This is a genomic window from Amycolatopsis sp. NPDC049252 (assembly GCF_043197175.1).
In the GTDB taxonomy this organism is placed as follows: Bacteria; Actinomycetota; Actinomycetes; order Mycobacteriales; family Pseudonocardiaceae; genus Amycolatopsis.
Genome location: NZ_JBICSQ010000004.1, coordinates 34,293 through 52,345 on the forward strand (window position 1 = coordinate 34,293; position 18,053 = coordinate 52,345).

An 18,053-nucleotide genomic window follows, 5' to 3' on the forward strand; every position below is an offset into this window, starting at 1 on the left:
GTGTGTACATGTACAGCAAGCGGGAGCAGCTGGTCGGCGACCTCAGCGACCTGATCCGCTCCGGGCGGCTCGCCCGCGGAGACCGACTGCCCGGCGAGAACCAGCTCGCCCTCCAGTACCAGGTCAGCCGCGGGACCGTGCGCAGCGCGCTCTCCGAACTGCAGCAGCTCGAGCTCATCTCCACCCAGGCCGGCGTCGGCTCGTTCGTCACCTTCGACGGCGTCCAGCTCGACCAGCGGCTCGGCTGGGCCCGCGCGCTCGCCGACGCCGGGGCGCCCGTCACCACCGAACTCCTCGGCATCCAGACCGTCGCAGACGAGGCCCTCGAAGAAGAGTTCGGCGAACACAACTACATCGCGGTACGACGCCTGCGCCGGGAGCACGGGCGCGGGATCTCCCTCGAGACGGCGACCGTGCCCGCGATCGGGCCGCTCGCCGAACTCCCCGAAACGGGACTGCGGGACGACTCCCTGACCAAGACGCTCGAAGCCGCCGGGCGGGTCTCGGTCGGCGGGGACCAGTGGATCAGCACCGAACGGCTCGACGCCTGCGCCGCCGAGCTCCTCGGCCGCTCGATCGGTGAGCTCTTCCTCCGCGCCGAGCGCACCTCGGTCGACGTCGAGGGCCAGCTCGTCGAACGCGTCGTCAGCCTCCTGGACCCGGACCGCTTCCAGTTCCACCTCACCTTCGGACACCGGTGAACGCGCGGGACCGGGCGCTCGGCGCGTTCACCGGGCTCGCCGTCGGTGACGCGCTCGGGATGCCGACGCAGTCCATGTCCCGCGCCGCCATCGCCGCCGCCTACGGGCCGGTCACCGGGCTGCTCACCGCCGTCGCGGAGCAGCCGATCGCGCCGTCCATGCCCGCCGGCTCGGTCACCGACGACACCGAGCAGGCCATCCTGCTGGCCCGGCTGCTCATCGACGGCCGCGGCACCGTCGACCCGCTCGTCTTCGCCGACGCCCTGCTGATCTGGGAGGCGGACATGGTCCGCCGCGGCTCCGCGGACCTGCTCGGCCCGTCGACGAAACGCGCGCTCTCCCGTCTCCAGGACGGCGTCCCGGCCGATGAGGCCGGGCGCACCGGGACGACCAACGGCGCCGCCATGCGGGTCACCCCGGTCGGCATCGCGACACCCTCGGAGGACCTGCACGCCCTGGTCGACGCCGTGGTCGCGACCGCGCGCGTCACCCACAACACCAGCCTCGGCATCGCCGCCGCGGCGGCGGTCGCGGCCGTCGTCTCCGCCGGGGTCGACGGCGCGAGCCTGACCGAAGCACTCGACGCGGGTGAGCGCGCGGCCGTCGTCGGCGGGGAACGCGGGTACTGGGCGGCCGGCGGCGAAATCGCCGCCCGGATCGGCTGGGCGCGCGGCTGGGTGCGGGGCATGGCCCACGACGATGTCGCCGACGCGGTCGGCACGGTGATCGGGACGTCGGTCGCGTCACAGGAGTCCGTCGTGGCCGCCTTCGCGCTGGCCGAGGCCATGGGCGACGACCCGGCGGCGGCGCTGCGCCTGGCCGCGGGCCTCGGCGGCGACACCGACACGGTCGCCGCGATCTGCGGCGCGATGCTCGGCGCCGCGCAGGGTGTCGGCGCCATCCCGGCGGACCTCGCCGAGACCGTGCTCCGGGTGAACCACCTCGACCTCGGCCCGCTGGTGGACGAACTTCTCAAGCTGAGACGGCGTTCGCGGTGACCGGGCGGCTGGTGCACACCGGGCAGGTCGTGATCGACCTGGTCATGACGGTGCCCGCGCTGCCGCCGCCGGGCGGGGACGTCATGGCGTCTTCGACGAACCTGTTGCCGGGCGGCGGTTTCAACGTGATGGCCGCGGCCGCGCGGTCCGGGGCCGGCGTGCTGTACGCGGGCAGCCACGGCACTGGTTCTTTCGGCGACCTCGCACGCGAAGCCCTGTCCCGCGAAGGCATCGACGTGGCTCACGAACCGACGCCGGACCTCGACACCGGCGTGGTCGTCACGCTGGTCGATTCGACCGGCGAACGCACCTTCGCGACCGGGACGGGCGCCGAAGGACGGCTGCGCGCCGAGCTGCTCGATCAAGTCGTCCCAAAGTATGACGACGTTGTGTACGTGACCGGATACAGTCTGTTGCACGAGACCAATCGCACGGCTCTCCTCGAGTGGCTACCCCGCCTGCCCGGCTCGAGGATCCTGTTCGACCCCGGCCCGCTCGTGGCCGAAATCGACCCTGGAGGCCTACACGAAATACTGTCCACTGTAGACATCTTGAGCTGCAACGCGCGCGAAGCCGACGTGCTCGGCGAGCTGCCGCCGGTTGCCGTCGTCCGCGACGGCGCGAAGGGCTGCCGGGTCCTCGAAGCCGGCCGGACGACCGACGTACCGGGCTTCTCGGTCGACGCCGTCGACACGAACGGCGCGGGCGACACGCACTGCGGCGTACTGGCCGCGGAGCTGCTGCGCGGCCGCACCCTCCTCGACGCCGCTCGGCGCGCCAACGCGGCGGCGGCGCTTTCGGTGACCCGCCTTGGCCCGGCGACCGCGCCGGACCGGGCGGCGATCGACCGCCTACTGACCAGGGACGGGCCATGACCGCGACCGAACGCAAGCTCAAGGTGGAGACCAACGGCCTCGACGTGATCGACGACGCCGAGCGCCGCGGCAGCCCGCGCGGGCTGTTCTGGCCGTGGTTCGGCGCGAACGTCTCGGTGCTCGGGCTGAGCTACGGCTCGTTCACCCTCGCGTTCGGCATCTCGTTCTGGCAGGCGCTGGTCGCCGGCGTGGTCGGGATCCTGTTCTCGTTCCTGCTGTGCGGGTTCGTCGCCATCGCGGGCAAACGCGGGTCCGCGCCGACGATGCTGCTCTCGCGCGCGGCCTTCGGCGTCCGCGGCAACCGGCTGCCGTCGGCGATCTCGTGGATCCTCACCGTGGGCTGGGAAACCGTGCTCACGGCGCTGGCGACGCTCGCCACGGGGACCGTGGTCCAGCGGCTCGGCTGGGGTGACGGGACGACGGCGAAGGTGATCGCGCTGATCGTGGTCGCGGCGCTGATCGTCGGGGCGGGCGTGCTCGGCTTCGACGCGATCATGAAGCTGCAGACGTGGATCACCTGGATCACCGGCGTGCTCACGGTCGTCTACGTGATCCTCGTCGTGGGCGACATCCACTGGGACGCGGTCAGCGCCCTGCCGTCCGGCTCGGCGCAGCAGTGGGTGGGCGCGCTGGTGTTCCTGATGACCGGGTTCGGCCTCGGCTGGGTCAACGCGGCCGCGGACTACTCGCGCTACCTGCCACGCTCGGCCTCCGGGCGCGGGGTGATCGGCTGGACGACGTTCGGCGCGTCGGTCGCCCCGCTGGTGCTGCTGGTGTTCGGGTTGCTGCTCGCCGGGTCGTCGGAGGAGCTGAGCAAGGCGATCGGCCTCGACCCGATCGGCGCGCTGACGACGTTGCTGCCGCTGTGGTTCCTGGTGCCGTTCGCGATCGTCGCGGTGCTGGGCCTGGTCGGCGGCGCGGTGCTGGACATCTACTCGTCCGGGCTGGCGCTGCTCTCGGCCGGGCTCCGGATCCCCCGGCCGATCGCGGCGCTCGTCGACGGCGTGCTGATGGTGCTCGGCACGATCTACATCGTCTTCTTCAGCGACGGGTTCCTCGGGCAGTTCCAGGGTTTCCTGGTCACGCTGGGCGTCCCGGTCGCGGCCTGGTGCGGCGTGATGCTGGCGGACGTCCTGCTGCGCCGCCGGGACTACGCCGAGCAGGAGCTGTTCGACCGGGCGGGTCGCTACGGCGACGTCCGGGTCGGCCCGATCGCGCTGATCCTGGTGGCGACGGCCCTCGGCTGGGGCCTGGTGACGAACACGTCCGCGGGCTGGCTGAACTGGCAGGGTTATCTGCTGGAGCCGCTCGGCCTCGGCGGCCGCGACGGCTCGTGGGCGTTCGCGAACCTCGGCGTGCTGGTGGCGCTGGCGCTCGGGTTCGTGGTGACACTGGCGACGAACCGGCGGATCCGCGCCCAGGAGGCGGTGTGAAGCCGGTACTGGCGGTCATCGACCTGCAGAACGTCTTCGGCGACCCGGCGAGCGAGTGGTTCACGCCGCGCTTCGCCGAGGTGGTGCCCCCGATCCAGCGCCTGGTGAAAGCGTTCGGCGACAACGTGGTGTTCACGCGGTTCATCGCGCCCGCCCGGCCGGAGGGCGCCTGGAAGCAGTACTACGCGCGGTGGCCGTTCGCGCTGCAACCGCCGGAATCACAGTTGTACCAAGTAATCTCCGACTTTCAGCCAATGTCCACAGTGGACACGACCACCTTCGGCAAGTGGACACCGGAGATGGCCGCCCGGGTGGGCGAGGCCCCGCTGGTACTGGCGGGGGTGTCAACGGACTGCTGCGTGCTGTCGACGGCGTTGGCCGCGGCCGACGCGGGCGTGGCGGTCACGGTGGTGGAAGACGCGTGCGCCGGGGTCGACGACGAGAGCCACGCGAAGACGCTGGACATCCTGCGCCTGTACGCCCCCCTGGTGAAGGTGGCCACGACGGCGGAGGTGCTCGGCTAGGCTCGATCCGGTGAGCCTCGAAGCGTCGGCGTGTCCCTGAGCTTCCAGGGCTTCCCGGACCTGACCCTGCTCCAGAGCTGGGCGACCGACCTGCGATACCTGCGGCTGAACGCCTGTCCCTCTGTCGATCTGGCGCCGATCGCCGCCCGCTGTCCGGCATTCGGCACCCCGTAACAGCTGCGGTTACGCGAAGTAGATCTGACACCGCTCGCCGGTCTCGAAGGCCTTCAGGTTCTGACGGTGTTCGGAACGGGCGAGCCGGCCTTGGGCCCACTCGCCGGACACGCCGGGATCCAGGTCTTGGTGAGCGAAAAGATCCGGCCGGTCGGTACGGAGTTGCCGGGACCGGGAGCACGGTCGAGCCGGCGACGGTGGCAAGCCGTTGGCCTGGCGTTCCCCCGCGGCCAGTAGATTCGACTCCGTGATCGACCACATCAGCGTCACCACCGAAGCCGGTTCCTTCGACGGGATTGCCGCCGGGCCCGAAGACGGGCGGCCGGTCATGCTGTTGCACGGGTTTCCCGAAGCCGCCGTCGAGTGGGAGCACCAAGTCGCCACGCTCGGGGTGCTCGGCTTCCGGGCCGTCGCGCCCGATCAGCGGGGGTACTCGCCCGGGGTGCGGCCCGAACCCGCCGCCGACTACCGGATCGATCACCTTGTCGGGGACGTCGTCGCCATCGCCGACCAGCTCGGGTGGAAGCAGTTCGACCTCGTGGGGCACGACTGGGGTGGCGCCGTCGCCTGGTGGACCGCCGATGCCCATCCCGAACGGTTGCGCAGCCTCGCCGTCGTGTCGACGCCGCATCCTGCCGCGCTCTCGGCGGCCATGAAGAACGACGAGGACCAGTACCTCCGGACGCAGTACATGACGGAGTGGCGGCAGACGCGCGTCACCGAGCGGCGGATGCTGGAGAACGACGGGCGGGCGCTGCGGGACATGTTCGAGCGGCGGGTTTCGCCGAGCAAGGTCGACGAGTACATCCAGCGCCTGTCCGAGCCGGGCGCGCTCACCGCCGCGCTCAACTGGTACCGCGCCGGCCGGCCCGGCGGGAAGATCGGCAAGATCGACCTGCCGACGCTGTACGTCTGGAGCACCGAGGACGTCTCGTTCGGCTCGACCGCCGCGCTCGACACGGGCAACTGGGTCACCGGGCCCTACCGCTTCGAGATGCTCGAAGACGTCACCCACTGGGCGCCCGAGGAGGCACCGGAGGCCGTGACGACGCTGCTCGTCGAGCACCTCAACGCGCGGTAACGGCCGATCACCCTGCCGTGCGCGTCGCGGCCACTCGCCTTGCGGTACAGGACACACGCGGCCGTCGTGTCTACTGGGCCGGTGGATACCGCGACCGAAACCGAGACCGAGCGCGTCGTCTTCGTCACCGAGGACGGTGTTCCCACCGGCGAGACCGGGCCCAAGCTGGCCAGCCACCACGAGCACACCCGCCTGCACCTGGCCTTCTCCTGCTACGTCCTGCGCCGCAGCGACCAGGCCCTGCTGATCACCCAGCGCGCGCACGAGAAGAAGGTCTGGCCGGGGGTCTGGACCAACAGCGTCTGCGGGCACCCCGCGCCCGGTGAGTCGCTCGAGGACGCCGTCCGCCGCCGCGCCGCCTACGAGCTCGGGCTGCCGTCGCTGTCGGGGCTGCACTGCGTGCTGCCGAAGTACCGGTACCGGACGCCGCCGTTCGAAGGGATCGTCGAGAACGAGTTCTGCCCGGTGTTCGCCGCCTGGACCGACACCGAGCCGGCGCCGAACCCGGCCGAGGTCGGCGGCTGGCGCTGGATTCCCTGGGGCGACTACACGGAGTTGCTGAACGACAAGACGGCTAATGTGAGTTACTGGGCCAAGGACCAGTACACGCAGCTCAAGGACATCGAACCGTTCTCGAGTCTCTGACTGTCCGACTCCGCTGAGTCACCGACGACCTCCCGTTTGAGCGAAATTCACTTTCGTCCGTACCCACACCTCAAGCGCGGCCACCTCTACGACGACAACCAATGCGTGGTGGAGGTGGGCATGGTCGCCGAGGACGAAGCCGCGCTGCGCCGGGCACGCGGCCCGCAGCCGCCGGACCTGCTCCGCATCCACGAAGCCGTCGCGAGCCTGTTCGCGACCCAGGGCGACTGGCGCCGCGCCTACCAGCACCTGCGCTCCGCCCTCGACATCGCCCGTGACGGCAGCCTGCGTGACGCGCTGACGTCCAGCTACAACCGCCGGTACCTTGACGAGCGCCTGTACGGACCGCTCACCGGCCACCAGACCGCCCGGCCGCGGCCCCCGCTGGCGATCGCGTTGATCGATCTCGACCGCTTCAAGCGCGTCAACGACACGTACGGTCACCTCGTCGGCGACCGCGTCCTCCGCCGGGTGGCCGACCTCCTGCAGGAGGAGCTGCCCGAAGACGGCTTCTGCGCCCGGTACGGCGGCGAGGAGTTCGTGCTGTGGCTGCCCGGCGTCGACGCCGGGGACGCCGTCCGCATCGTCGACGCCGCCCGCCTGCGCGTCGCCCGTCACCCCTGGTCAGAACTCCAGCCGGGACTCTGCGTGACCATCAGCGCCGGGCTCGCGCACGACTCCGCGGCCGAGCCGGACGCGGACGCGACCCCCGAGCGTCAGCTGCGCTGCGCCGACACCTTGCTCTACGCCGCGAAACGTGCGGGGCGGAACAAAGTCGCCTATCACGACGCGCAAACGACTCGGTTAATAACCCACTCAGAGTAACGTAAACTCCGCATTACCCCGGATTGCTTACAAGCGCCTTCACCCGTTTGTCGACGCCAGGCGGCCGTTCGTCGACTCAAGGTGAAGAAAATTCCGGGAGGGTGTCGTCACGAACGGGGGGTATCCGTACGATAACGAAAACCTCGGCGGGAACGATCACCTCTCGCGGGGGAAGACGGCCAAGTCGATGCCTGCCCCTGAGCGCGCGAAAGGAGACCGAGTGCCGGACGAGCACGACAGCCCGGGAACCGGTCGCCGCGTCGATGGTCCCGCGCGACCCCGAAGCGGTAGACGCAGGTCCATGGAGGACCACGGCGGGATCAGCGTTTCGGACGTCGTCGCCAAGACCACCGGTGTCCGCCCCGTCCCGCCGCGCGACCAGCAGGACCGCGTTGACCAGCCGGGACAGCGCGGGCGTACGGCCGAACCGCCCCGGGCCGCGCAGCCGCCGCGTCGCGCGCCGCGGCCGGCACAGTCGCCCGCTGACAACCCAGTACCCGCGGACGCCACTCGTCAACCGCGTCCCCCGCGGCCGCGTCAGCCGCGCCGCACGAGCGCCGCCGCCCCGCAGCCCGAGGCCCCGCTCCAGCGCCGCCCGCCGGCCGCGAACCCGGGCCAGCAGCAGACGTCGGCCGCGCCGCAGCCACCCCGGCGGCCCCGACGCCCCGCGCCCACCCAGGACGGCGCCGTACCGCCGCGTGCGGACGCGCCGGCCCCCCAGCGCCCCCCGGCCCCCGACGCACCGATGGTGAAGCGGCCACCAACTACCGCTGACGGCCCGGCCGCGAAGCGCGCGGCCGCGTCCGAATCGTCGGCGCCGGGACGCACCCGGCCCACCGCTGACATCCGCCGCCCCCTGGCCGACGGCCCGGCGGCCCAGCGCGCCGCCGCGTCCGAATCCTCGGCACCGGGACGCGCGCGGCCGACGCCCGACACCACCGCGCTGCGGCGCCCGCAGGCCGACGCCCCGGCCGGCGCGGTCCCGCCGCGCTCCGAGCTCGACCCGCTGACCATGACCGACGAGATGGAAGCGATCGACGAGGCGACGCAGTACCGCCGCAAGATCGACCACACCCTCGCCCGGTTCTCGGCCGCGCACGACGAGGGGAACGCCGAGGAGGCGAAGCGGCGTGAACGCCGTGAGCGCCTCTCCCCGGCTTCCCTGATCGAAAGCACGCGTACGGCCCTTCAGCGCGTGGTCACCCCGGTCGAGTCCGAGACGGACGCCGCCGAGCCGGCCGCGCAGACACGGCTGCAGGAGAAGAAGGAGCACAAGCACGAGCGGGCGGGCCGGTTCGGGCGGATCGCCGCCGCCGTCGTCGCCGCGCTCGTCTTCCTCGGCGTCGGTGGCGCGTGGGGCGCCCAGACCTACTTCGACGCGAAGTTCACGCAGATCTCGGCCCTCGACGAGAACTCGTCCGACATCCAGGACGCCGCGGCGCAGGCCAACGACGAGAACTTCCTCATGGTCGGGTCCGACACCCGTGACGGCGCCGCGGCCGAGGAAGGCGTCGGCACCGCGGACAGCACGCCGGGCGCGCGCTCGGACACCGTGATGGTGGCGCACATCCCGGCCGACCGTAAGCGCGTCGTCGTCACGTCGTTCCCGCGCGACCTCGAGATCGACCGGCCCGACTGCCAGCGCTGGGACCCCGCGCAGAACAAGAACACCGACGAGAAGGTGCCCGGTCAGAAGATCGCGAAGCTCAACACCGCGTACGCGGTCGGTGGGCCCTCGTGCGTGACCAAGGTGATCCAGCAGCTCACCGGGCTGCGGATCAACCACTTCGTCGGCATCGACTTCAACGGCTTCAAGGAGATGGTCGACGCCGTGCACGGTGTCACCGTCCACAACGAGATCCCGATCGACGACTCCGTGCTCGGCAAGGTGCTGCTGGAGACCGGCGACGTCACGATCTCCGGTGACCAGGCCCTGAACTTCGTCCGCGCGCGGCACGTCAAGGGTGACCCGACGTCGGACTACGGCCGGATCAAGCGGCAGCAGGAGTTCATCGGCGCGCTGCTGAAGAAGGTCATGTCGTCCGACGTCGTGCTCGACCCGGGCAAGCTCAGCGACTTCATCACGGCGTTCGCGAAGGCCACCTTCGGCGACAACCTCGGTGTCAAGCAGATGATGACGCTGGCGCAGTCGATGAAGGGCCTCGACCAGTCGAAGATCTCGTTCCTCACGGTGCCGACGGTCGGCATCGCCAACAGCCGCGGCAACGAGGTCCTCGTCCGCAGCAAGACGAAGGCGCTCTTCGACGCGCTGCGCAACAACACCGCGCTGCCCGACCCGAACGCCCCGGTCCCGCAGAGCGATCAGCCGGCGCCCACCAGCACCTCGAAGTCGTCGTCCTCGACCTCGTCGAAGTCGACGTCGACATCGTCGAAGACCACGTCCAAGACTTCGAGCAGCAAGAAGACCGGCACCACCGGCTGAGCCGCGAGGATTGTTAGTCCGGGTTCACGTACGGTTCACCCAGCGATGCGGTGTTCGGTCACGGTTGCCCGTAGGGTTGGGCCATGCGTGAGGCTTACCATGTCGAACTCGAACAGCTCGCCGACAACCTGGCGGCCATGTCGCTCCAGGTCGCCGACGCCATGGAGCGCGCCACCCAGGCCCTTCTGGAGGTCGATCTCAGTCTCGCCGAGCAGGTGATCAGCGACGACGCGAAGGTCGACGACGCCCGCGCCCTGTGCGAGGAGCAGGCGTACGCCCTGCTCGCCCTCCAGGCTCCGGTGGCGACCGATCTGCGCACCGTGCTGGCGGCGATCCACGCCGCGGAAAGCCTGGAGCGGATGGGCGACCTGGCGCTGCACGTGGCGAAGGCCGCGCGGCGGCGGCACCCGGAACCCGTGCTGCCCGAGGCCGTGCGGCCGTACTTCGCCGAAATGGGCCAGGTCGCGGTGAAGCTGGCCCGGCAGACCGAGGTGGTCATCAAGACGAAGGACGTCGAAGCGGCGAAGACGCTCGAGTCCGACGACGACCAGGTGGACGACATCCACCGCCACCTCTTCACGGTCCTGATGGACCGCGAATGGCCCCACGGCGTCGCCGCGGCGGTCGACGTCACCCTCCTGGGCCGCTTCTACGAGCGCTACGCCGACCACGCGGTGTCGGTCGCGAAGCGGATGATCTTCGTGGTCACCGGCAAGATGCCGGGCTACGGCTCCGACGACGACATCTGAGCCTCGTTCGACGAGAAAGCCCCCGGCCGGCGCCGGGGGCTTTTTCATTGCGGACCAATGGCTTTCGCATATCCACTTCGGACACTGCGCCCGCAAAAGAAGAAGGCCTTTCTCGCCGGCCCCGAGCACGGGCGAGAAAGGCCTTCCGCAACAACGACTACTCAGCCGAAGCGGCCGGAAATGTAATCTTCCGTGGCCTTTTCGTCCGGGTTGGAGAAGATCTTCTCCGTGTCGTTGAGCTCCACCAGCCGGCCCGGCTGCCCCACGCCGGCGAGGTTGAAGAACGCCGTCTGGTCGGAAACCCGCGCCGCCTGCTGCATGTTGTGCGTGACGATGACGATCGTGTAGTCCTTCTTCAGCTCACCGATCAGGTCCTCGATCGCCAGGGTCGAGATCGGGTCCAGCGCCGAGCACGGCTCGTCCATCAGCAGGACGTCCGGCTGCACCGCGATGGCGCGGGCGATGCAGAGACGCTGCTGCTGACCGCCGGAGAGGCCGCCGCCCGGCTTGTTCAGGCGGTCCTTGACCTCGTTCCACAGGTTCGCGCCGCGCAGGGCACGCTCGGCGATCTCGTCGAGCGTCTTCTTTCCCTTGGTGCCGCCCAGCTTCAGGCCCGCGACGACGTTGTCCTTGATGGACATCGTGGGGAACGGGTTGGGGCGCTGGAACACCATGCCGATCGTGCGCCGCACCTGGACCGGGTCGACGGCCGAGGCGTAGATGTTCTCGCCGTCCAGCAGGACGTCACCCTCGACGCGGGCGCCGGGGATGACCTCGTGCATGCGGTTCAGCGTGCGCAGCACCGTCGACTTGCCGCAGCCCGAGGGGCCGATGAACGCGGTGACGTTGCGCGGGGGCACGGACAGGGTGACACCGTCGACGGCGTGGAACTTGCCGTAGTAGATGTCCACGTCCTTGACGTCGATTCGCTTTGCCATGGCTTACAGCTCACTTCTTCTTCGGGGCGACAAGGCGCGCGAACACGGTGGCGAGGAGGTTGATGATCGCGATGATGAGCACCAGCGTCAGCGCAGCGCCCCAGATCCGGTCGAAGCCGACCGAGCCGGGGTCCATGGAGTTGGTGACGCGCTCGTTGTTCATCAGCAGCGGCAGCGCCGCCTGCTCGTTGTGGAAGATGTCCCAGTTCGTGTAGGCGGAGTAGCCGACCAGGACCAGCAACGGCGCGGTCTCGCCCATGACCCGGGCGAGCGCCATCATGATGCCGCCGATGATGCCGGACAGCGCCGTCGGCAGGACGATCTTCACGATCGTCTTCCACTTCGGCACGCCCAGCGCGTAGGAGGCCTCGCGCAGGTCGTCCGGGACGATCCGCAGCATCTCCTCCGACGAGCGGACGACCACCGGGATCATCAGCAGCACCAGGGCCAGCGATACGGCGAAACCGCTGCGCGGCAGGCCGAACGTGGTGATCCAGAGCGCGTAGATGAACAGCGCGGCGACGATCGAGGGAACACCGGAGAGGATGTCGACCATGAACGTCGTCACCTTGGCGAGCCGGCCGCGGCCGTACTCGACGAGGTAGATCGCGACGAGCATGCCGATCGGCACCGCGATGATCGCGCAGACGAGGCCCTGCAGCAGGCTGCCGATGATCGCGTGCAGCACACCGCCGCCGACCTCGTCGGACAGGTAGTTGCCCAGGTCCTGCGTCCACCAGTTGGAGTACGGGATGCGCTTGATGCCGTTCGCGACGACCGTGTACAGCACCCACACCAGGGGGACGACGGCGATCAGGAACGACAGCCAGACCAGCGTGGTCGCGAGGCCGTTCTTGACCTTGCGAGCCAGGCTGACCTGCTGGAACGCGGGGGTCGTGGCAGGGGCGTCGAGCGTGGTGGTCATGCTCAGTCTCCCTTCTTGCCGATGATGGACCGGGCCGCGAAGTTGACGAGGAACGTGAGCACGAACAGGACGAGGCCGGCCGCGATGTAGGCGCCGGCGGAGACCTCGTTGTTGAACTCGCTGTAGTTGGCCGCGATCTTCGAGGCGAACGTGGCGCCGCCGTCGAAGAGGCTCCAGTCGAAGTTGCGGCCCTGCGGGATGAGCAGGATGACGGCCAGCGCGATCGTCTCGCCCAGCGCGCGGCCGAGGCCGAGCATGGACGCGCCGACGTAGCCGGCCTTGCCGAACGGGAGGACCGTGGTGCGGATGACCTCCCAGCGCGTGGCGCCGAGGGCGAGCGCGCCCTCGATGTGCGGGGTCGGTGTCCGCTCGAACACCTCGCGCGAGAGCGAGGTGATGATCGGCAGGATCATCACGGCCAGCACGATGCCGGCGGTGAAGATCGTGCCGCGTACGCTCGGCGCGACGTTGCCCGGCGCCAAAAGCGGGAACCACGAGAACGTGTCGTTGATCCACTGCGAGAACGGCTCGATGGCCGGGGCGAAGACCAGGATGCCCCAGAGGCCGAAGATGATCGACGGCACCGCGGCGAGCAGGTCGATCACGTACGCGAACGGCCGCGCGAGCCGCTTCGGCGCGTACTGGGTCAGGAACAGCGCGATGCCCAGCGAAACCGGCATCGCGATGATCAGCGCCACGAGCGACGTCGCCACCGTGACCTCGAGGAGGTCGAGGATGCCGAACGACATGTTCGCGGGGTCGTTGGTCGACCAGCCGTGGTTGAAGAGGAAGTTGGCCTTGTCGGCCTGCAGCGCCGGGATCGCCTGGATGAGCAGGAAGAGCCCGATCAGGCCGATCAGGGCGACGACGAAGATCCCGGCCCCGGTGGTCAGGTTCTGGAAGATGCGGTCACCGGGCCGCACCTTCTTCGGCTTCTCGCTCGCGGGCGGCTCGGGCGCCGCCGTCGAGGTGGGTTGCTCCGAAATCGGATCCTCCGGGGGCGTGGTGGCGGACGACGAACGCCCACCGGGGTCGCCGGTGGGCGTTCGCGTCGAGGATGACTCGCTCATCGACTAGTTCTGTCCAGCCTGTATCAACTCGGGGAGCGGTAGCAAGACCAGGTCAGGAAATCGCCTTGACCGCGGCCAGCACCTTGGTCTGCAGCGACTGCGGGATCGGCACGTAGCCCTTGGCGGACAGCGGCTGCTGACCGTCGGTGGCGGCCACCGTCAGGTACGCCTTGACGGCCTTGGCGACGTCCGCGTTCGCGTACTTCGAGCAGACGATCTCGTAGGTCGTCAGCAGCAGCGGGTAGGCACCCGGGGTGTTGCTGGCGTAGATGCCGTTGAGGTCGAGCGCGAGGTCGTTCGTGCCGTCCTTGAGGAACTTGGCCGCCTCGAGGGACTTCGCCACGTTCTCCGAGTTCAGCTCGACACCGCCGGAACCGCTGTCGATCAGGGCCGGGGTCAGGCCGTCCTTGGCGAACGCGCCCTCGACGTAGGTGATGCCGCCGTCGGAGGCCTTCACCGCGGTCGCGACACCGTTGGAGCCCTGCGCACCGTTGCCGACGCCACCGTTGAACTTCTTGCCCGCACCCTTGGTCCAGTCGGCCTTCGCCGCCGCGCCCAGGTACTTCTGGAAGTTGTCGGTGGTGCCCGACTCGTCGGAGCGGGAGACGACCTGGATGGCCTTGTCCGGCAGGTTCGCGCTCTCGTTGCCCTTGACCGCCTTGATGGCCGGGTCGTTCCACTTGGTGATGGCACCGCTGAAGATCTTGGCGATGACCGACGGGGTCAGCGTCAGCTTGTCGACACCGGACAGCTTGTAGGCGACGGCCACGGGGCCGACGACCATCGGGATGTTCCACGCGTCGCTGGCGCAGCGGGCCTTGGCGGCAGCCGCGTCGGCGTCCTTGATCGGGGAGTCTGAGCCGCCGAAGTCGATCTGGTTGGCGTTGAACTGCTTGACGCCGGCACCCGAACCGCTCGGGTTGTAGTTGACCTGCTGGCCCGGGCACTTCTTGCTGAACTGCTGCGTGAAGATGTCGATCGCGTTCTTCTGCGCGGACGAACCTTCCGCGGACAGCGGGCTCTTGCCACCGCACTCCACGTCGGCCGTGCCGGTGGCGGCCGGAGCGGCCGCCGAGGACGAGCCGCTGCTGTTCGACGCCGCGGGGTCGGAACCACAGGCGGCGAGCACGAGGGCGGCGCTCGCCACGATGCCCACCGCGCTCAGGGGCCGCATGATCTTCACTGCTGTTTCCTCCATCAGGAGCTTGACCGGAACACCCGCGGCGTGGTGCCGCGCCGGATCCGGACATTAGGCAGCCCTGGTGGACGGTCGGCCGTGAACAAATGAACGCAAAGTGAACAAGGCCGTGGGTGTGAGCAGTGCTACTACTCTGAAAGGGTGCCGTGTCCTGGCCGTGACCTGCGGGTTTGCCCACAGTGACGGAGTGCTTGCACGGCGTCCAACGTGGTCACCGACCGTACTGCACGTCGGTCTCGTGACGGGTGAACCCGAGCTTCGTGTAAACGGCCAGCGCCGGAGCGTTGTCACCCTCCACGTAGAGGATCACCTGCCGCAGCCCCAGGCCCGCGAGGTACCGCAGCCCGGCCAGCGTCAGCGCCCGGCCGAGGCCCCCGCCCTGCGCCGAAGGATCGACGCCGACGACGTACACCTCGCCGACGCGCTCGCCGCCGAAGCGGCCGGGCGTGGCCTCGTGCACCTTCGTCCAATGGAAGCCGATGACCTCGCCTTTTTCTTCGGCGAGGAAGAAGCCGGCCGCATCGAACCACGGCCGGCGCTCGTCGGCGCGGACGTCCTCGGCGGTCAGCGCGCCCTGCTCGGGGTGCCAGTCGAAGGCCCGCGCGTTGACCCCCACGACGGCGTCCTCGTCCTGGCCCGGCACGAACGCGCGCAGCGTGACGCCGTCGCGCAGCACCGGCTCCGGCCAGTCCGCCCCGTCGACGGTGGTGTGCAGGATCAGCAGCTCGCGCTTGCGCTCCAGCCCGGCCCTCAGCGCGAGCTGACGCGCCGCGGGGTGGTCGCCGTGCGCCCACACCCGGAAGCCGACCGCGGCACGCTCGTCGAGCGCCTGAAGCAGCTTCGCGCCGTATCCGCGGCTGCGGTGGGCGGGGTGCACGAACAGCTCCGCGACCTGGTGGCCGAAGGAGTCGCCGGTGGTGTCGAGGTGGGCGTACCCGACGACGTCGCCGTCGACGCACGCGACGAGGTGCTCACCGCCGTCGAACTCGCCCGGCAGCGCGCCCTCGGGCTCGACCTCGGGCCGCCCGTCCGCGTCGCGCACGGCCAGCAGCAGCTGCCGCACGTCCGCGAGCTGCTGCCCGTCCAGTTCCTGGCGCCACTCCCCGTCTCCACTCACCCCGTGACCGTACCCGGGACCGGAGCAACGCGAAGGTCGTGCGAGACGTCCTGAAGAGCGTGGGGGACCTAGCGCGCGAGTTCGGGGGTGTCGGCCGGCGCCTCGGCGGGCGCCTGCGCCGGCACGCTGCCGCGCGGTGCGCCCTTGGCCGGCCGCTCGAACTTGTACCCGACGTTGCGCACGGTGCCGATCATCTGCTCGTGCTCCGGGCCGAGCTTGGCGCGCAGCCGCCGGACGTGCACGTCGACCGTGCGGGTGCCACCGAAGAAGTCGTAGCCCCAGACCTCCTGCAGCAGCTGGGCGCGGGTGAAGACCCGGCCGGCGTGCTGCGCGAGGTACTTGAGCAGCTCGAACTCCTTGTAGGTGAGCTCCAGCGTGCGCCGCTTGAGCCGCGCGGTGTAGGTCGCCTCGTCGATGACCAGCTCGCCGACCCGCAGCTCGGCGTCGACCTGCGCGGAACCGCCGTCGCGGGTCGTGACCAGCCGCAACCGGGCGTCGACCTCGGCCGGGCCCGCCGTCGGCAGCAGGATGTCGTCGGTACGCCATTCGGCGCTGACCGCCACCAGCCCGCCCTCGCCGACGACGGCGATGATCGGGGTGGACGCCTCGTCCTCACCGGTGCCCTTGAGCAGCCGGCAGAGGCTCTTCGCCGAGGCCAGATCGCTGCGCGCGTCCAGCAGGATGACGTCACGGTGCCCCGCGTCGAGCAGGGCGGTCACCTCGGGGGGACGGACGCGTACGGTGTGCGGCAGCAAGTCCAGCGCGGGAAGCACCGAAGTGGCGTCCGCTTCCGCGGTGAGTACCAGAAGGTCCAGGCTCATGAGCCGCACCGCCTTCTCAAAATCGTCGCCTCACGGTGGCGTTAGTCGGTGCTAAGTGAGAATAGCGGCTCAACGGCCGGGCACCTAACCCTTGCTGGATCGATCACACCTGGAGAAACCCCCGGTGCGCCCGACGAACCCCGATGACCCCCGACGAAACAGGAGTACGGACGCGATGGTGAGCAGGCCCGTGACCCGGGACGACCGACCCGCACCGAGGCCGGACGCGCGACGCCGCGGCCGCCGGGGCCGTCGCTGGGTGATCGCCCTGGTCGTGCTGGTGCTGCTGCTCGTCGGCGCCGACTTCGGGGCCGCCGCGTTCGCCGAGCACACGATCTCGCAGAAGGCGCGCGAGCAGCTGCAGCTGACCGACGACCCGTCCGTGACGATCCACGGCTTCCCGTTCCTCACGCAGGCGCTGGGCGGTGACTACAGTCACATCAGCGTGTCGGCCGCCGGGGTGCCGGTCGGCGACAAGCTGCAGGACGTCGCGCTGAACGCCGAGCTCGAGGACGTCACCGCGCCGCTGTCGGACCTCACGAACGGCAACACCAAGGCGATCACCATCGGCAAGCTGACCGGGGCGGTCACCATCAAGGCCGCCGACCTGGCCCGCATCTCGCCGCTGGACAAGATCAAGGACCTGCGGATCGAGCCGGCGACCACGGACTACGTCCAGAACGGCGACTCCGGGCAGAGCGAGCCGACACCGACGACCACCACGACCGCCGCCGACGGCCAGACCGTCGACGAGTCGAGCACGGGTGTCCGCATTTCGGGACACCTTCAGTTCGCGGGCAAGGATCTGGAAATCTTCTGCTTCGCGATGATCGAGGCGGACGCGAAGGCGGGGACGATCACCTTCGCGCCGAAGCGGCTGCAGTTCGGGAATGACCAGGAGACCACGGTCGTTCCCCAGGCGGTGCAGAAGGCGCTGCTGCCGAACTTCAACGCGTCGATCGCGACGAAGGACCTGCCGCTGTCAGTCACCCCGACCGGCGTGCGGGTGCAGAGCGGATCGGTGACCATCAAGGGTGAGGCGTCGAACGTGTCCTTCGCGGACCTGAGCAAGTAGGAGTGGCCGGTGACGGGGCTGTGGGTGCTCGTGGCGGTACTGGTGGCCGGGACGGCCGCCGGGCTGGTGCTGCGGGCCCGCAACGGCCGCGTGCGTGAGGCCCGGGACACCGAGCCCGTGCGCGAGCTGCCCGGCCCCGTCGCCGCCGCGCTCGACCCGGCGTCCGCCGTGACGCTGGTCCAGATCTCCACCACCTTCTGCGCGCCCTGCCGGCACGCGAAGGCCGTCCTCGCGCCGCTCGCGGAGCGGACCGAGGGCCTGCACCACGTCGAACTCGACGTCACGAACCAGCCCGAGGTCGCGCAGTCCCTGTCCGTGCTGCGGACGCCGACCACGATCGCGCTGGCCCCGGACGGCCGCGAGCTGCTGCGCGTCAGCGGCGTCCCGAAGGGCGCGGATCTGCTGGAGGCGCTGCGCCCGCATCTCACTCTGCGGACGTCCTGACGAGGCCGGTGTCCCAC

General features: G+C 70.0%; 19 protein-coding genes. 13 read left to right on the plus strand and 6 right to left on the minus strand.

What is annotated here, in order from left to right; all coding sequences use genetic code 11:
- Positions 1 to 8 precede the first annotated feature (8 nt).
- The 11 genes from ACGFMK_RS07810 to phoU all read left to right on the plus strand — a co-directional run bounded on the left by ACGFMK_RS07810 (position 9) and on the right by phoU (position 10,448).
- Positions 9 to 701: a GntR family transcriptional regulator gene (locus ACGFMK_RS07810; protein ID WP_392759449.1), complete on the plus strand. Its 693-nt coding sequence runs from the start codon at positions 9 to 11 to the stop codon at positions 699 to 701.
- Positions 698 to 1,699, plus strand: coding sequence for an ADP-ribosylglycohydrolase family protein (locus tag ACGFMK_RS07815; RefSeq protein ID WP_392759451.1), 1,002 nt, complete (start codon positions 698 to 700; stop codon positions 1,697 to 1,699). Before ACGFMK_RS07810 ends, ACGFMK_RS07815 begins: the two co-directional genes overlap by 4 nt.
- On the plus strand, positions 1,696 to 2,574 hold the full coding sequence (locus tag ACGFMK_RS07820) for a PfkB family carbohydrate kinase (RefSeq protein ID WP_392759453.1): 879 nt from the start codon (positions 1,696 to 1,698) through the stop codon (positions 2,572 to 2,574). Before ACGFMK_RS07815 ends, ACGFMK_RS07820 begins: the two co-directional genes overlap by 4 nt.
- Positions 2,571 to 4,007 (plus strand): purine-cytosine permease family protein, encoded by a 1,437-nt coding sequence (locus tag ACGFMK_RS07825; RefSeq protein ID WP_392759454.1) that lies wholly within the window; start codon positions 2,571 to 2,573, stop codon positions 4,005 to 4,007. Before ACGFMK_RS07820 ends, ACGFMK_RS07825 begins: the two co-directional genes overlap by 4 nt.
- Positions 4,004 to 4,531 carry a cysteine hydrolase family protein gene (locus ACGFMK_RS07830; RefSeq protein WP_392759456.1) on the plus strand — a complete coding sequence of 176 codons (528 nt, stop codon included), beginning with the start codon at positions 4,004 to 4,006 and terminating at the stop codon, positions 4,529 to 4,531. The genes ACGFMK_RS07825 and ACGFMK_RS07830 overlap by 4 nt, the downstream gene beginning before the upstream one ends.
- A 30-nt stretch (positions 4,532 to 4,561) precedes the next feature.
- Complete coding sequence (locus tag ACGFMK_RS07835) at positions 4,562 to 4,705, plus strand: hypothetical protein (RefSeq protein ID WP_392759458.1); 144 nt, start codon at positions 4,562 to 4,564, stop codon at positions 4,703 to 4,705.
- A gap of 247 nt (positions 4,706 to 4,952) precedes the next feature.
- A complete protein-coding gene (locus ACGFMK_RS07840) occupies positions 4,953 to 5,786 on the plus strand; it encodes an alpha/beta fold hydrolase (RefSeq protein WP_392759459.1) in 834 nt (277 codons plus the stop codon).
- Between the two features lie 81 nt (positions 5,787 to 5,867).
- Positions 5,868 to 6,431 carry an isopentenyl-diphosphate Delta-isomerase gene (gene idi / locus ACGFMK_RS07845; RefSeq protein WP_392759461.1) on the plus strand — a complete coding sequence of 188 codons (564 nt, stop codon included), beginning with the start codon at positions 5,868 to 5,870 and terminating at the stop codon, positions 6,429 to 6,431.
- Between the two features lie 120 nt (positions 6,432 to 6,551).
- Positions 6,552 to 7,256 carry a GGDEF domain-containing protein gene (locus ACGFMK_RS07850; protein WP_392759463.1) on the plus strand — a complete coding sequence of 235 codons (705 nt, stop codon included), beginning with the start codon at positions 6,552 to 6,554 and terminating at the stop codon, positions 7,254 to 7,256.
- Positions 7,257 to 8,268: 1,012 nt separating this feature from the next.
- On the plus strand, positions 8,269 to 9,699 hold the full coding sequence (locus ACGFMK_RS07855; RefSeq protein ID WP_392760089.1) for an LCP family protein: 1,431 nt from the start codon (positions 8,269 to 8,271) through the stop codon (positions 9,697 to 9,699).
- An 83-nt stretch (positions 9,700 to 9,782) separates the two neighbouring features.
- Positions 9,783 to 10,448 carry a phosphate signaling complex protein PhoU gene (gene phoU / locus ACGFMK_RS07860; RefSeq protein WP_392759464.1) on the plus strand — a complete coding sequence of 222 codons (666 nt, stop codon included), beginning with the start codon at positions 9,783 to 9,785 and terminating at the stop codon, positions 10,446 to 10,448.
- A gap of 161 nt (positions 10,449 to 10,609) precedes the next feature.
- Here the strand turns inward: phoU and pstB are convergent, their stop codons facing one another.
- The 6 genes from pstB to ACGFMK_RS07890 form a co-directional block, all read right to left on the minus strand.
- Entirely contained in the window at positions 10,610 to 11,386 is a 777-nt protein-coding gene (gene pstB / locus ACGFMK_RS07865; RefSeq protein WP_284747324.1) for a phosphate ABC transporter ATP-binding protein PstB, read from the minus strand.
- A gap of 10 nt (positions 11,387 to 11,396) precedes the next feature.
- Positions 11,397 to 12,311, minus strand: a complete 915-nt coding sequence (gene pstA, locus ACGFMK_RS07870) for a phosphate ABC transporter permease PstA (protein ID WP_323324664.1) — start codon at positions 12,309 to 12,311, stop codon at positions 11,397 to 11,399.
- A 2-nt stretch (positions 12,312 to 12,313) separates the two neighbouring features.
- The gene (gene pstC, locus ACGFMK_RS07875) at positions 12,314 to 13,234 is read right to left on the minus strand and encodes a phosphate ABC transporter permease subunit PstC (protein ID WP_392760091.1); all 921 of its coding nucleotides are present in this window, start codon (positions 13,232 to 13,234) and stop codon (positions 12,314 to 12,316) included.
- Between the two features lie 199 nt (positions 13,235 to 13,433).
- Positions 13,434 to 14,564 carry a phosphate ABC transporter substrate-binding protein PstS gene (gene pstS, locus ACGFMK_RS07880; RefSeq protein WP_392759467.1) on the minus strand — a complete coding sequence of 377 codons (1,131 nt, stop codon included), beginning with the start codon at positions 14,562 to 14,564 and terminating at the stop codon, positions 13,434 to 13,436.
- A 226-nt stretch (positions 14,565 to 14,790) separates the two neighbouring features.
- Positions 14,791 to 15,696, minus strand: a complete 906-nt coding sequence (gene mshD, locus ACGFMK_RS07885; protein ID WP_392759469.1) for a mycothiol synthase — start codon at positions 15,694 to 15,696, stop codon at positions 14,791 to 14,793.
- Between the two features lie 68 nt (positions 15,697 to 15,764).
- Positions 15,765 to 16,517: a winged-helix domain-containing protein gene (locus ACGFMK_RS07890; RefSeq protein ID WP_392759471.1), complete on the minus strand. Its 753-nt coding sequence runs from the start codon at positions 16,515 to 16,517 to the stop codon at positions 15,765 to 15,767.
- 175 nt (positions 16,518 to 16,692) lie between these two features.
- On the opposite strand from ACGFMK_RS07890, the gene ACGFMK_RS07895 reads away from it, so the two are divergent.
- Entirely contained in the window at positions 16,693 to 17,592 is a 900-nt protein-coding gene (locus ACGFMK_RS07895; RefSeq protein ID WP_323324668.1) for a DUF2993 domain-containing protein, read from the plus strand.
- Positions 17,593 to 17,601: 9 nt separating this feature from the next.
- Entirely contained in the window at positions 17,602 to 18,036 is a 435-nt protein-coding gene (locus ACGFMK_RS07900; RefSeq protein ID WP_392759473.1) for a TlpA family protein disulfide reductase, read from the plus strand.
- Positions 18,037 to 18,053 lie beyond the last annotated feature (17 nt).

Bases quoted from the DNA above. Each gene is read 5' to 3' on its own strand.
- ACGFMK_RS07810 (WP_392759449.1), top strand. From the start codon at position 9: ATGTACAGCAAGCGGGAGCAGCTGGTCGGCGACCTCAGCGACCTGATC.
- ACGFMK_RS07825 (WP_392759454.1), top strand. From the start codon at position 2,571: ATGACCGCGACCGAACGCAAGCTCAAGGTGGAGACCAACGGCCTCGAC.
- ACGFMK_RS07850 (WP_392759463.1), top strand. From the start codon at position 6,552: ATGGTCGCCGAGGACGAAGCCGCGCTGCGCCGGGCACGCGGCCCGCAG.
- ACGFMK_RS07855 (WP_392760089.1), top strand. From the start codon at position 8,269: ATGACCGACGAGATGGAAGCGATCGACGAGGCGACGCAGTACCGCCGC.
- phoU (WP_392759464.1), top strand. From the start codon at position 9,783: ATGCGTGAGGCTTACCATGTCGAACTCGAACAGCTCGCCGACAACCTG.
- pstB (WP_284747324.1), bottom strand. From the start codon at position 11,386: ATGGCAAAGCGAATCGACGTCAAGGACGTGGACATCTACTACGGCAAG.
- pstA (WP_323324664.1), bottom strand. From the start codon at position 12,311: ATGACCACCACGCTCGACGCCCCTGCCACGACCCCCGCGTTCCAGCAG.
- ACGFMK_RS07890 (WP_392759471.1), bottom strand. From the start codon at position 16,517: ATGAGCCTGGACCTTCTGGTACTCACCGCGGAAGCGGACGCCACTTCG.
- ACGFMK_RS07895 (WP_323324668.1), top strand. From the start codon at position 16,693: ATGGTGAGCAGGCCCGTGACCCGGGACGACCGACCCGCACCGAGGCCG.